11 protein-coding genes are annotated in these 13,267 nt (G+C 66.2%); 7 read left to right on the forward strand and 4 right to left on the reverse strand.

The genetic code is table 11. The features are described 5' to 3' along the window. The first annotated feature begins 1 nt into the window (after position 1). Both ACYJP6_RS21190 and arfB read left to right on the forward strand, forming a co-directional pair. Positions 2 to 637: a DsbA family protein gene (locus ACYJP6_RS21190; RefSeq protein WP_459477583.1), complete on the forward strand. Its 636-nt coding sequence runs from the start codon at positions 2 to 4 to the stop codon at positions 635 to 637. A 2-nt stretch (positions 638 to 639) separates the two neighbouring features. After that, a complete protein-coding gene (gene arfB / locus ACYJP6_RS21195; protein WP_459478054.1) occupies positions 640 to 1,050 on the forward strand; it encodes an alternative ribosome rescue aminoacyl-tRNA hydrolase ArfB in 411 nt (136 codons plus the stop codon). 19 nt (positions 1,051 to 1,069) lie between these two features. Here arfB and ACYJP6_RS21200 read toward each other — a convergent pair whose 3' ends face one another. Then, positions 1,070 to 1,918, reverse strand: a complete 849-nt coding sequence (locus ACYJP6_RS21200; protein ID WP_459477585.1) for a universal stress protein — start codon at positions 1,916 to 1,918, stop codon at positions 1,070 to 1,072. Between the two features lie 60 nt (positions 1,919 to 1,978). Next, entirely contained in the window at positions 1,979 to 3,439 is a 1,461-nt protein-coding gene (locus tag ACYJP6_RS21205) for a SulP family inorganic anion transporter (protein WP_459477587.1), read from the reverse strand. Between the two features lie 446 nt (positions 3,440 to 3,885). Here ACYJP6_RS21205 and fdnG point away from each other — a divergent pair, with 446 nt between their 5' ends. The 4 genes from fdnG (at position 3,886) to fdhE (ending at position 9,685) form a co-directional block, all read left to right on the forward strand. Beyond that, positions 3,886 to 6,966, forward strand: coding sequence for a formate dehydrogenase-N subunit alpha (gene fdnG / locus ACYJP6_RS21210; protein ID WP_459477589.1), 3,081 nt, complete (start codon positions 3,886 to 3,888; stop codon positions 6,964 to 6,966). Beyond that, a complete protein-coding gene (gene fdxH, locus ACYJP6_RS21215) occupies positions 6,966 to 7,925 on the forward strand; it encodes a formate dehydrogenase subunit beta (protein ID WP_459477591.1) in 960 nt (319 codons plus the stop codon). Before fdnG ends, fdxH begins: the two co-directional genes overlap by 1 nt. 46 nt (positions 7,926 to 7,971) lie before the next feature. Beyond that, positions 7,972 to 8,595, forward strand: a complete 624-nt coding sequence (locus ACYJP6_RS21220) for a formate dehydrogenase subunit gamma (RefSeq protein ID WP_459477593.1) — start codon at positions 7,972 to 7,974, stop codon at positions 8,593 to 8,595. Between the two features lie 172 nt (positions 8,596 to 8,767). Beyond that, positions 8,768 to 9,685, forward strand: coding sequence for a formate dehydrogenase accessory protein FdhE (gene fdhE, locus ACYJP6_RS21225; RefSeq protein WP_459477595.1), 918 nt, complete (start codon positions 8,768 to 8,770; stop codon positions 9,683 to 9,685). 29 nt (positions 9,686 to 9,714) lie between these two features. On the opposite strand, the gene ACYJP6_RS21230 is transcribed toward fdhE, so the two are convergent. Together ACYJP6_RS21230 and ACYJP6_RS21235 are read right to left on the reverse strand one after the other, a co-directional pair. After that, positions 9,715 to 9,918 (reverse strand): helix-turn-helix transcriptional regulator, encoded by a 204-nt coding sequence (locus ACYJP6_RS21230; protein ID WP_459477597.1) that lies wholly within the window; start codon positions 9,916 to 9,918, stop codon positions 9,715 to 9,717. Beyond that, entirely contained in the window at positions 9,915 to 10,289 is a 375-nt protein-coding gene (locus ACYJP6_RS21235) for a hypothetical protein (RefSeq protein WP_459478056.1), read from the reverse strand. The genes ACYJP6_RS21230 and ACYJP6_RS21235 overlap by 4 nt, the downstream gene beginning before the upstream one ends. A gap of 532 nt (positions 10,290 to 10,821) precedes the next feature. On the opposite strand from ACYJP6_RS21235, the gene katG reads away from it, so the two are divergent. Then, the gene (gene katG, locus ACYJP6_RS21240) at positions 10,822 to 13,083 is read left to right on the forward strand and encodes a catalase/peroxidase HPI (protein ID WP_459477599.1); all 2,262 of its coding nucleotides are present in this window, start codon (positions 10,822 to 10,824) and stop codon (positions 13,081 to 13,083) included. The last annotated feature ends 184 nt before the right edge of the window (positions 13,084 to 13,267 follow it).

Consider the following 13,267-nt stretch of genomic DNA (forward strand, 5'->3'; position numbering starts at 1 on the left):
GATGCCCGGTCGCCTGCTCTATGTGATGGACCCCATGTGCTCCTGGTGCTGGGGCTTCGCCCCGGTGGTGGATCGCCTGGCCGAGCGGGCGGCCGCCCGGGGCATTCCCCTGCGCCTGGTGGTCGGCGGCCTGCGCCGCGAGCGGGTGGCCCAGGACACCGCCAGCCGCGTGCGCACCCTGGCCTACTGGCAGGCGGTGCAGGAAACCACTGGCCAACCCTTCGCCCTCGACCAGGGGCCGCCGGAAGGCCTGGTGTACGACACCGAGCCGGCCTGTCGCGCCCTGGTCGCTGCGCGTCAGCTCGACGAAGAGGCCGTCTGGGGCCTGGCCAAGCGGATCCAGCAGGCCTTCTATGTCGAGGCCCGCGACGTCACCCAGCCGGCGCTGCTGGTGGAACTGGCCGAGGCCAGCGGCCTGCCGCGCATCGAATTCGCCCCACTGTTCGATGGCGAATCCGCGCACCAGGCCACCCAGGCCGACTTCGACTGGGCGCTGAACCTGGGCATCGCCGGCTTCCCGACCCTGCTGGCCGAACGCGACGGCCAGTTGGCCCTGATCACCAACGGCTACCAGCCGCTGGGCGAGCTGGAGCCGCTGCTCGACGCCTGGCTGACCCGCGGCGCGCAGCCGGCGTGAGTCTGTTCATCGACGAGCGCCTGACGCTGCCCGAGCAGGAGATCCAGCTCACCGCGGTACGCGCCCAGGGCGCCGGTGGCCAGAACGTCAACAAGGTCTCCAGTGCCGTCCACCTGAGATTCGATATCCAGGCTTCCTCGCTACCGGAGGCCCTGAAGGAGCGCCTGCTGGCCCTGCGCGACCAGCGCATCAGTCGCGAGGGCGTGGTGGTGATCAAGGCGCAGCAGTACCGCACCCAGGAACAGAATCGCGCCGACGCCCTGGAACGCCTGGCCACGCTGATCGCCGCCGCCAACGTCCCGGAAAAGCCCCGGCGGCCCACCAAGCCGACCTACGGCTCCAAGCAGCGCCGCCTGGAGGGCAAGTCCCGTCGCAGCGGCCTCAAGGCCAGCCGTGGGCGGGTGGATTTCTAAGGCAACACGTCCACTACCGCTAGCGCACCACGATCAGGGCGCTGCCGGCGGTTTCCAGCATGTTGCGGGTATTGCTGCCCATGAAGAAGTGACGCAGCCGCGAATGCCCGTAGGCGCCCATGACCACCAGCTCCAGGCCGTGCTGCTTGCGATAGCGTTCCAGGCCCAGTTCGACGTCGCCATCGGTGATGGCGGTGGTGACCTGGCGGCCTCCGGCTCTCAGTTCGTCGGCAGCGCGGGCGAGGGCGGCGCGGCGTTCCTCGCGTTCGCGACCGACCGTCACCACGTGGCAGGCCAGGTCGTCGAATAGGCGGCAGTTGGCTACCCAGGTCACGGCCTTGCGCGCGCTGCTGCTGTCGTCATAGGCAAGCAGCACGCCCGAGGGCCTGACGAACAGATGACCCGCCACCAGCAAGGGGCGATGCAACAGGCGGATGGCACTTTCCAGGTGGCGACCGATCAGCCGCTTGGGCGGACTGTCCTCGCCCTGGCGGCCCAGCACGATGAGATCGAAGTCTTCCTGCAGGCTTTCCAGGGACCCCATCAGGTCACCGTGTTGCAGTACTGCTCCGGCGCAGCGAGCCTGCTGTTCTTCCACCCGTAGCTGGGCCGCATCCAACAGCAGGCGGCCCTGGTCTTCTGCCAGGCTGCCCCGTCGGGCGTCCAGGGCGGCCAGCTCGGTCAGCAGGTGTTCGCGGTTGACCAGCAGCGGCGGTGGGGTGCCGTTGCCGGGCTTGGGAAAGCGCCGCTGATCCAGGACGTGCAGGAGGGTCAGCGGGGCGTCCAGGGTGGTACCGGCCCAGGCGGCGAAGTCGCAGACGGCGGCGCTGACGGCCGAGCCGTCGAGGCAGGCGAGGATCTTGGACATGGCCGCGGGTCTCCAGGCGTAGGACATTGCTGGGAAAGACCCGGCAGCGGCGCCTGGGGTTCAATCGCCGAGGGCGAGGTCGTCGCTCACGCCGCCGCGGCGCAGCAGCTGCTTGCAGCGCGCCGACAGGTGCAGCACCCGTACCCGCTTGCCGGCCTTGGCGTAGCGCTCGTGCAGGGTGCGCAGCGCGGCCACGGCGGAGTAGTCGACGAAGCTCAGGTGGCTGCAGTCCACCACTACCTTCGGCGGATCGCCGGCCGGGTCGAACTGGTTGAGGAAGGTGGCGGTGGAGGCGAAGAACAGGGTGCCGTGCACCTGGTACCTCTTGCTGCCATCGGCGTCCAGGTGGCTGTCGGCATACAGCCGGCGGGCGTGCTGCCAGGCGAAGTTGAGCGCGGCCAGAACGATACCGCAGAGCACCGCGGTGGCGAGGTCGGCGAACACGGTGATGACGGTGACCGCCACGATCATCAGCATGTCGCTGCGCGGTACCCGGTGCAGCACCCGCAGCGAGGCCCAGGCGAAGGTCTGCTGGGCGACCACGAACATGGTGCCGACCAGCGCAGCCAATGGGATGCGCTCGATCAAGGGCGAGAGGAACAGCACGAAGAGCAGCATCAGCACCCCGGCGGCCAGCCCGGACAACCGGCCACGGCCACCGGAACTCAGGTTGATCATGGTCTGGCCGATCATGGCGCAACCGCCCATGCCGCCGAACAGCCCCGAGGCCAGGTTGGCCGCGCCGAGGGCCACGCACTCGCGGTTGGGATAGCCGCGGCTCTCGGTGATCTCGTCGGTGAGATTCAGCGTCAGCAGGGTTTCCAGCAGGCCAACCAGGGCCATCAGCACCGCATAGGGCAGGATGATCCGCAGCGTTTCCAGGTTCCAGGGGATGTCCGGCAACGCCAGCTGCGGCAGGCCGCCGGCGATATGCGCCATGTCGCCCAGGGTGCGGGTCGGCAGGTGGAGGCAGTAGACCGCCAGGCCCACGCCGAGGATGGCGGCCAGGGCCGGCGGCACGGCGCGGGTCAGCCGTGGCAGCAGCCAGATGATGGCCATGGTCGCCGCGGTGAGGCCGAGCATCAGGTACAGGGGCGCGCCGCTGAGCCAGGCGCCCCCCTGCTTGAAATGTTCCAGCTGCGCCAGGGCGATGACGATGGCCAGACCGTTGACGAAACCCAGCATCACCGGGTGCGGCACCATGCGGATCAGCTTGCCCAGGCGCAGCAGGCCGAAGGCGATCATCAGCAGCCCGCCGAGCACCACGGTGGCCAGCAGGTACTGCACGCCGTGCTGCACCACCAGGGCGACGATGACCACCGCCATGGAGCCGGCGGCGCCGGAGATCATGCCCGGGCGGCCACCGAAGAGGGCGGTGAGGGTACAGATGAAGAAGGCGCCATAGAGCCCCATCAACGGATTGAGGTGGGCGACCAGGGCGAAGGCGATGCACTCGGGCACCAGGGCGAAGGACGTGGTGAGGCCGGCCAGGATGTCGGCGCGGGGAGAAGCACTTTTCATGGCGTATCCGAAACGGGCGATGGCGCATCAGGGCGCGGTCGCGATACGGGGTTGGGCGATGGGGGCGAGCGCCGATCAGCCCTGGCGAGGGTGATTACCCGGCGCTGGAGGAGGGCGATCGGCTATGGCGGCGTCAGCAGGCGACTGGACATGGCGAAAGGGTCCGGATCATCGCTAGGAAGGTTAGCGAGCTTAGCATGACTTTCCCGCCCTGCCGAATCGCCGGGACGAGGGGCAGGTGCAGCGCGCCTGGCAAGGTCCGCCGGAGCCAGGGAGGCGCCGCGCTTTTCGCGGGAAAGCCGCTTTGGTCCTGATCGAGCGGACCAAAGGGCGACTTCCATTGATCGGCGACAAAGGCGAAGCGCTCGATAAGCGAAACGATTGAGGTACTCTTGCCCCAGGGCCCGGCTATGTATCGGGCCCAGCCTGAAACGAGGATAAGAACCGTGGATATGAACCGTCGGCAATTCTTCAAGGTCGCTGGAGTCGGCCTTGCGGGATCCAGCCTGGCGGCGTTAGGCATGGCTCCCACAGCCGCCTTTGCCGACCAGGTGCGCCATTTCAAACTGGCGCACACCGTGGAAACCCGTAACACCTGTCCCTACTGCTCGGTCGGCTGCGGCCTGATCATGTACAGCATGGGCGACCGGGCCAAGAACGTGGCCCAGAACATCATTCACATCGAGGGCGACGCCGACCATCCGGTCAACCGCGGCACCCTCTGCCCGAAAGGCGCCGGCCTGCTGGATTTCATCCACAGCCCCAATCGCCTCAAGTACCCCGAAGTCCGCAAGCCCGGCAGCAACGAGTGGACCCGCATCAGCTGGGACGAGGCGCTTGGGCGCATCGCCACCCTGATGAAGGAAGACCGCGACGCCAACTTCATCGCCACCAACGACAAGGGCCAGACGGTCAATCGCTGGTTGACCACGGGCTTTCTGGCCGCCTCGGCGTCCTCCAATGAAACCGGTTATCTGACGCACAAGATCGCACGGAGTCTGGGCCTGCTGGCCTTCGACAACCAGGCGCGCGTCTGACACGGCCCGACGGTGGCAGGTCTTGCCCCGACGTTTGGCCGTGGTGCCATGACGAACCATTGGAGTGACATCAAGAACGCCAATCTCGTCCTCATCATGGGCGGCAATGCCGCCGAAGCGCATCCGTGCGGCTTCAAGTGGGTCACCGAGGCCAAGGCGCACAACAACGCCCGGCTGATCGTGGTCGATCCGCGCTATACCCGTTCCGCCTCGGTCGCCGACTACTACGCGCCGATCCGGACCGGCAGCGACATCGCCTTCCTGGGCGGGCTGATCAACTACCTGATCACCCATGACAAGATCCAGCAGGAGTACGTCCGCAACTACACCGACGCCAGCTTCCTGGTGAAGGAAGGCTTCACCTTCGAGGACGGCCTGTACAACGGCTACGACGCGGAGAAGCGCACCTACACCGACAAGGTGAACTGGGGCTACCAGATCGGCGACGACGGCTTCGTCAAGGTCGACCCGACCCTGCAGGATCCGCGCTGCGTCTTCCAGATGATGAAGCAGCACTACAGCCGCTACACCCTGGAAGTGGCAAGCCAGACCTGTGGCACGCCGCCCGAGGCGATCCAGAAGGTCTGGGCGGAGATCGCCGAGACCTCGGCGCCCGGTCGCGTCATGACCATCCTCTATGCCCTGGGCTGGACCCAGCACTCCATCGGTGCGCAGATCATCCGCTGCGGCGCCATGGTGCAGCTACTGCTGGGCAACATCGGCATGCCCGGTGGCGGCATGAACGCCCTGCGCGGTCACTCCAACATCCAGGGCCTGACCGACCTGGGCCTGCTGTCGATCCAGCTGCCCGGCTACCTGACCATCGGCGGCGACGGCGAGCAGGACTACAACGCCTTCATCACCAAGCGCGCCAGCAAGCCGCTGCGCCCGGGTCAGCTGAGCTACTGGCAGAACTACGGCAAGTTCCACGTCAGCCTGATGAAGGCCTGGTACGGCGACAAGGCCACCAAGGACAACGACTGGTGCTACCACTGGTTGCCCAAGGTCGATGTCACCGGCGCCGGCTACGACGTGCTGCGTTACTTCGACATGATGGGCAAGGGCCAGGTCAACGGCTACGTCTGCCAGGGCTTCAACCCCATCGCCGCCTTCCCCAACAAGGGCAAGACCCTGCGCGGCCTGTCCAAGCTCAAGTGGCTGGTGATCATGGACCCGCTGGCCACCGAGACCTCGGAATTCTGGCGTAACCACGGCGATCACCACGACGTGAAGACCGCGGACATCCAGACCGAGGTGTTCCGCCTGCCCACCACCTGCTTCGCCGAGGAAGACGGTTCCCTGGTCAACTCCAGCCGCTGGCTGCAGTGGCACTTCAAGGGCGCCGAGGCACCCGGGGAAGGGCGCAGCGACATCGCCATCATGTCCGAGCTGTTCCTCAAGCTGCGCGAGGCCTATGCCAAGGACGGCGGGGCCTTCCCCGACCCGATCCTGGGGCTGTCCTGGCCCTATGCCAAGCCCGAGGAGCCGTCACCGGAAGAACTCGCCAAGGAGTTCAACGGCTACGCCGTCACCGATGTGCTGGATGCCAAGGGCGCGGTCTCGGCCAAGGCCGGCCAGCAACTCGCCGGCTTCGGCCAGCTGATGGACGACGGCAGTACCGCCTCGGGGTGCTGGATCTTCTGCGGTGCCTGGACCGAACAGGGCAACCAGATGGCGCGGCGCGACAACAGCGACCCGTTCCACATGGGGCAGACCCTGGGCTGGGCCTGGTCGTGGCCGAACAACAGACGCATCCTCTACAACCGTGCCTCCTCGGATCTCAGCGGCAAGCCATGGGACCCGAGCAAGAAGCTGGTGTGGTGGAACGACAAGGCGCAGAAGTGGGGCGGCACCGACGTGCCGGACTACAAGATCGACGCCAAGCCTGCCGACGGCATGAGTCCCTTCATCATGAACCCCGAAGGGGTGGCGCGCTTTTTCGCCCTGGACAAAATGGCCGAGGGCCCCTTCCCGGAGCACTACGAGCCATTCGAGACCCCCATCGGCGTCAACCCGCTGCACCCCAACAACCGCAAGGCCCTGAACAGCCCGGCGGCGCGGGTGCTCAAGGATGACTGGGCGGACTTCGGTGATCGCAAGGATTTCCCCTATGCGGCCACCACCTACCGCCTGACCGAGCACTTCCACTACTGGAGCAAGCACTGCCGGCTCAACGCCATCGTCCAGCCCGAGCAGTTCGTCGAGATCGGCGAGGTGCTGGCCAAGCAGAAGGGCATCGCCGCCGGCGATCTGGTACGGGTCACCTCCAAGCGCGGCCACATCGTCTGCAAGGCAGTGGTGACCAAGCGCATTCGACCGCTGCAGGTCAACGGCGAGACAGTGCACCACGTCGGCATCCCCATCCACTGGGGCTTCTCCGGCGTGGCGCGCATGGGCTATCTGGCCAACACCCTGACCCCCTTCGTGGGTGACGGGAACACCCAGACGCCCGAGTTCAAGTCGTTCCTCGTCAACGTGGAGAAAGCGTGATGGCAAGCCAAGATATCTATGCCCGCTCCGCGACCACCACGGCCTATACGTCCGTGCGCACCCAGGCGGAAGTGGCCAAGCTGATCGACGTGTCCAAGTGCATCGGCTGCAAGGCCTGCCAGGTTGCCTGCTCGGAATGGAACGAGCTGCGCGACGAGGTGGGCCACAACCACGGCACCTACGACAACCCGGCGGACCTCACCGCGGACTCCTGGACGCTCATGCGCTTCACCGAGTACGAGGACGAGGCCGGCAAGCTGGAGTGGCTGATCCGCAAGGACGGCTGCATGCACTGCGCCGAGCCGGGGTGCCTGAAGGCCTGTCCGAGTCCGGGGGCCATCGTCAAGTACGCCAACGGCATCGTCGACTTCAACCAGGACCACTGCATCGGCTGCGGCTACTGCATCGCCGGTTGCCCCTTCGATATCCCGCGGATCTCGAAGAAGGACAACAAGGCCTACAAGTGCTCGCTGTGTTCGGATCGGGTTGGCGTGGGGCTGGAACCGGCCTGCGTGAAGACCTGCCCGACCGGCGCCATCACCTTCGGCACCAAGGACGCCATGAAGGAGCACGCCGCCGAGCGCATCGTCGACTTGAAGAGTCGCGGCTACGAGAACGCCGGTCTGTACGACCCGGCCGGGGTAGGGGGTACCCACGTCATGTACGTGCTGCACCATGCCGACCAGCCGCAGCTGTACAACCACCTGCCGAAGGATCCGACCATCAGCCCCAGCGTGGGCCTGTGGAAGGGCTTCACCAAGCCCCTGGCGTTGTTCGCCATGGGTGCGGCGGTGCTGGCCGGCTTCTTCCACTACGTGCGTGTCGGCCCCAACCGGACCGATGACGACGACGAGGTGGTCGAGGCGCCGCCCTCCACCCCGGGCGATGCGCCCAAGGGTGAGGTCAAGCAGCTGAGTCCGTCCGTGCAGATCTTCGATCCGCACGACAAGCAGCCCTAGAGCCGGAGGCCCCCGGTACGGCCGGGGGCGTCTTGGGAGACTTCAGATGAAACCTGAAATCCAGCGTTACAACGCCAACGAGCGGACCAACCACTGGATCGTGGCGATCCTGTTCTTCATGGCCGGGCTGTCGGGGCTGGCGCTGTTCCACCCCGCGCTGTTCTGGCTGTCCAATCTGTTCGGCGGCGGCACCTGGACGCGCATCCTGCATCCCTTCATGGGTGTGGCGATGTTCGTGTTCTTCGCCTTCTTGGTGATCCGCTTCTGGCGGCACAACAAGATCGGTCGCGAAGACGCCCAGTGGCTCAAGCAGATCAACGACGTGCTGAACAACCGCGAGGAGAAGCTGCCGCCGATCGACAAGTACAACCCCGGGCAGAAGATCCTGTTCTGGGTGCTCTTGGCCTGCATGCTGATCCTGCTGGTCAGCGGCGTGATCATATGGCGGCAGTACTTCGCCCACCTGTTCCCCATCCCGGTGATCCGCCTGGGCGCCCTGGCCCATGCCTTCGCGGCCTTCGTGCTGGTACTGTCGATCATCGTGCACATCTATGCCGGGATCTGGATCAAGGGTTCGGTGAGCGCCATGCTGACCGGCTGGGTGAGCCGCGCCTGGGCCAAGAAGCACCACTCGCTGTGGTACGACAAGGTCACCCGCGAGAAGAAGTGAGTCTTTTTGTTGGGCTTCGCTGCGCTCAACCCAACCTACCGGATGAGGTACGCGGCATTTTGCCCCCTTTCCCTCCGGGAGAGGGTTGGGGTGAGGGCAGCGGAGCCCGACACCCCAGCCCCCGCTATCCTGAATCCTCTCTCTTTCCACCGTTTTGCTAAGGAGCCCTGCCATGGCGGGCCAGATCCTCGAGCCCGGCGAAATCGAAGCCGCGGCCGTCAATCCCGATTTCCTCTTGCTGCCCGGTGGCGAGCTGTTCGGCTACCGTGCCGACCGCTTGCGCCTGCTGGCCGCCGGCAATGCCCTCGGCGACTACCTGCTGCTGATGGCCGAGCTGTGCGAGGCCCAGCAGCGGGTCTTCGATAGCCTCGGCCCCCTGCCGCTGGACGAGGCGCGCAGCGCCCAGAGCCTGCAGCATGGCCTGCCGCCGCTGAGCTATGACACCCTGGTCCGCGAAGGCGACTGGCTACCGGCGCTGGACGCCCTGCTGGAGGCCATCGAGATCGAGCAGTCGCCCGTGCAGGCCGCCCTCGACGAGTTGCGCCACGCCGATGCCGGTCAGCGCAAGGCCTGGGCCATCGCCCTCCTGGCCGGCAGCTACGAACTGGTACCGGCCGCCGTGGTGCCCTTCCTTGGCGCCGCCCTGCAACTGGCCTGGACCCACTGGCTGCAACGCAGCGACTTCAGCGCCCTGCGCGAGCAGGGTAGCCAGACGTCCTGTCCCTGCTGTGGTGCGCCGCCCATGGCCGGGGTCATCCATCACCTGGGCAAGGCCAATGGCCTGAGGTACCTCACCTGTTCGCTGTGCGCCTGCGAGTGGCACTTCGTGCGGGTCAAGTGCAGTCACTGCGAGACCGGCAAGGGCCTGGGCTACTACTCCCTGGGCACCGACGACGCCAATGCGCAGAAGGCGCCCCTGCGCGCCGAGACCTGTGCCCATTGCAAGACCTACCTCAAGCACCTCTACCGCGACTACGATGCCCGCAGCGAACCCCTGTCCGCCGATCTCGCCAGCCTGGCGCTGGATGTGCGCCTGGCGGAAGAGGGCTACCAGCGCCACGCGCCCAACCTGCTGTTCGCGCCGGGTTGAAGCTTGACGAGGGGCCGCCGGAGCGTTGACTAGGGCAGGGCGGCCTCGTCGTCGAAGATCGCCTCGATGGGCTGGGCGAACAGTCGCGCGATCTGGAAAGCCAGCGGCAGGCTTGGGTCGTAGCGGCCATTTTCGATGGCATTCACCGTCTGGCGCGATACACCCAGGCGTTCGGCGAGGTCCTGCTGGGACCATTGGCGCTCGCCACGCAGCGCCTTGAGCCGGTTCTTCACCGGTAGCGCCGGCGGGCCATACCCAGCCCGATAATCCAGGTCAGGCCCATCAGTGGCCACACCATCAGCCACGACAGCGGCGGGGCACCTACATTCTGCAGGAAGCCGTAGCTGAAGGTGGTCAGCGCCGTGGCCGCAAAGGCGAAGGCCAGGGCTTCGAACTGGATACGCAGCTGCAGCTCGTCCAGTCGCCGCAGTTCGCGCAGCACCACCCAGCAGAGCAGGCCGCAGGGCAGCACGGGAGCCAGGCTGATCAGGGCGCGAATCACCATCGGACTCTCGTCGAACCGGTGCAGCAAGAGCAGGGACGTGGCCAGGATCAGCAGATAGAGCAGCATGGTCGCGGTGAATTCCAGGGTATAGCGCTTCATCCGAGGACGCTCCAGGTAAAGGATGCTTTCCATTATGGACACCTGGATAGGCTTGTAAAGGAAGCTTTCCATCTGCGGCGTGGTTGTTCCTGTCTGCGGCCAAAGGCGCCGGTCGCTGGTATCCGGATCGATCTTTCCGAGGCTAGCGCTCAGGGGACGCCACCGAGGCCCCTATGAAGCATTCGCTGGCAGACGTTGCGTGCGCTGAAAAGGTTGCCAGCAATGCTGTCACCCAGAGGTCATGTCCCAGAGTCAGTCTATCGACGGGCATAAAACCTTCTATCACGCCCGCCCGAGAAGCCGTCTAGTATGGTTCTTGCGCCGCTTCGTCGGCGTACCCATCTGATGAGGGGATAACAATGAACGAAACGTCCGCTTCGCCCGTGGTGGGGCTTTCCCTGGCGCCGGCTCGAACCCGGCCGCTGCGTGCGTCGAGCCGCTAGGCCGACGGCGCCGTCACCATGACTTCTGCAGGCCGTGATGTCGTCGCGGCCGACCACCGGATGAACAAGACCCTGAGGTAGCCAAGAAGATGTCGACCGAATCCAAGTGCCCGTTCAATCACGCCGCCGGCGGTGGTACCACCAACAAGGATTGGTGGCCGAACCAGCTCAATCTCAACTTCCTGCACCAGCACTCGTCGCTGTCCGACCCCATGGGCGAGGAATTCGACTACGCCAAGGAATTCAAGAGCCTCGACCTGGAAGCGGTGAAGGCCGACCTGCGCGCCGTGATGACCGACTCCCAGGAGTGGTGGCCCGCCGACTTCGGCCACTATGGCCCGCTGTTCGTGCGCATGGCCTGGCACAGCGCCGGCACCTATCGCGTCGGTGATGGCCGCGGCGGTGCAGGGCAGGGTCAGCAGCGTTTCGCCCCGCTCAACAGCTGGCCGGACAACGTCAGCCTGGACAAGGCGCGCCGGCTCATCTGGCCGATCAAGCAGAAGTATGGCCGCAAGATCTCCTGGGCCGACCTCATCGTCCTCACCGGTAACGTCGCCCTGGAATCCATGGGCTTCAAGACCTTCGGTTTCTCCGGTGGCCGCCAGGACGTCTGGGAGCCCGATGACGCGGTATTCTGGGGCTCGGAAACCGTCTGGCTGGGCGGCGACGTCCGCTACGGCGAGCACAAGAAGATGGAGCAGCCCGGCGATGGCGTGCTGACCGCGCAGCCCGAACAGCATCCGGTCGAACAGAGCCGCAACGAGGGCCCCGGCCGCGTGCTGGAGAATCCGCTGGGCGCGGTGCAGATGGGCCTGATCTACGTGAACCCCGAAGGTCCCAACGGCAACCCCGATCCGGTGGCCTCGGCCCACGACATCCGCGAAACCTTCGGCCGCATGGCCATGAACGACGAGGAAACCGTCGCCCTGATCGCCGGCGGCCACGCCTTCGGCAAGACCCACGGCGCCGGTCCGGCGACCAGCGTGGGCGCCGAACCTGAGGCCGCCGACCTCGAACAGCAGGGCTTCGGCTGGCAGAACAGCTATGGCACCGGCAAGGGCGCCGACACCATCACCAGCGGCCTCGAAGTGACCTGGACCTCCACGCCCACCCGCTGGAGCAACGAATACTTCGAGAACATGTTCAAGTTCGAGTGGGAACTGTTCAAGAGCCCGGCCGGTGCCCACCAGTGGCGGCCGAAGGACGGTGCCGGTGCCGGCGCCGTGCCCGATGCCCATGACCCGAGCAAGCGCCACCAGCCGACCATGCTCACCTCGGACCTGGCACTGCGCTTCGATCCGGCCTACGAGAAGATTTCCCGGCGCTTCCTGGAGAACCCGGACCAGCTGGCCGATGCCTTCGCCCGCGCCTGGTTCAAGCTGACCCACAGAGACATGGGCCCGCTGGCCCGCTACCTGGGCCCGGAAACCCCGGCCGAGGAACTGCTGTGGCAGGACCCGCTGCCGAAGGCCGAAGGTGCGCCCCTGGGCGACGCCGAGGTCAAGGCGCTCAAGGATAAGCTGGCCGCTTCCGGCCTGAGCGTGTCCGAACTGGTCGGTACCGCCTGGGCGGCCGCCTCTAGCTTCCGCGGTTCCGACAAGCGCGGCGGGGCCAATGGCGGCCGCCTGCGCCTGGCGCCGCAGAAGGACTGGGAAGTGAACCAGCCGGCGCAACTGGCCAAGGTGCTGGGTGTGCTGGAAGGTATCCAGCGCGATTTCCAAGGCGCGGGCAAAAAGGTCTCCATCGCCGACCTGATCGTGCTGGCTGGTAGCGTCGGGGTGGAAAAGGCTGCTCAGGCCGCCGGCCACTCGATCACCGTTCCCTTCACCCCGGGTCGCGTGGACGCCTCCCAGGAGCAGACCGACGTCCACTCCTTCGGGCATCTGGAGCCCTGGGCCGACGGCTTCCGCAACTACCTGGGCGGCGAGTTCAAGGTGAAGTCCGAGTTCCTGCTGGTGGACAAGGCACACCTGCTGAACCTGACCGCGCCGGAGCTGACGGTGCTGCTGGGCGGCCTGCGCGTGCTGGACATCAACGTGGGCGGCGCCAAGCACGGCGTCTTCACCCAGCGGCCGCAGACCCTGACCAACGACTTCTTCGTCAACCTGCTGGACATGGCGACCGAGTGGAAGGCCACCGGTCCGGACAAGGCCACCTTCGAAGGGCGCGATCGCAAGACCGGTGCCCTGAAGTGGACCGGCACCCGGGTCGACCTGGTGTTCGGCTCCCACGCCCAGCTGCGCGCCCTGAGCGAGGTCTATGGCAGTGCCGATGCCCAGGAGAAGTTCGTCAAGGACTTCGTCAAGGTCTGGACCAAGGTGATGGAGCTGGATCGCTTCGATCTGCGTTGATTGTCCCGCGCTAATTGAAAACGCCTCCTTCGGGAGGCGTTTTTTTTGGGGCCTCGCCAGCAGGCCGCCGTCCATCGTCGATCAGTGGTAAACCCCTGGAGTCCGCATTCCAGAAGGGTTTTAGTACCTGCGGCGCCACGTCCGGCCAGCCTTAAGCAAACCCTAATGCCCCCTTAAGGAGCGC

The sequence above is a fragment of the Pseudomonas sp. No.117 genome (assembly GCF_054558395.1).

Excerpts from the sequence above, each read along its gene's own strand:
- ACYJP6_RS21205 (WP_459477587.1), bottom strand. The coding sequence starts at position 3,439 with ATGAAAAGTGCTTCTCCCCGCGCCGACATCCTGGCCGGCCTCACCACG.
- ACYJP6_RS21235 (WP_459478056.1), bottom strand. The coding sequence starts at position 10,289 with ATGAAGCGCTATACCCTGGAATTCACCGCGACCATGCTGCTCTATCTG.
- katG (WP_459477599.1), top strand. The coding sequence starts at position 10,822 with ATGTCGACCGAATCCAAGTGCCCGTTCAATCACGCCGCCGGCGGTGGT.
- fdhE (WP_459477595.1), top strand. The coding sequence starts at position 8,768 with ATGGCGGGCCAGATCCTCGAGCCCGGCGAAATCGAAGCCGCGGCCGTC.
- ACYJP6_RS21220 (WP_459477593.1), top strand. The coding sequence starts at position 7,972 with ATGAAACCTGAAATCCAGCGTTACAACGCCAACGAGCGGACCAACCAC.
- ACYJP6_RS21200 (WP_459477585.1), bottom strand. The coding sequence starts at position 1,918 with ATGTCCAAGATCCTCGCCTGCCTCGACGGCTCGGCCGTCAGCGCCGCC.
- fdxH (WP_459477591.1), top strand. The coding sequence starts at position 6,966 with ATGGCAAGCCAAGATATCTATGCCCGCTCCGCGACCACCACGGCCTAT.
- ACYJP6_RS21190 (WP_459477583.1), top strand. The coding sequence starts at position 2 with ATGCCCGGTCGCCTGCTCTATGTGATGGACCCCATGTGCTCCTGGTGC.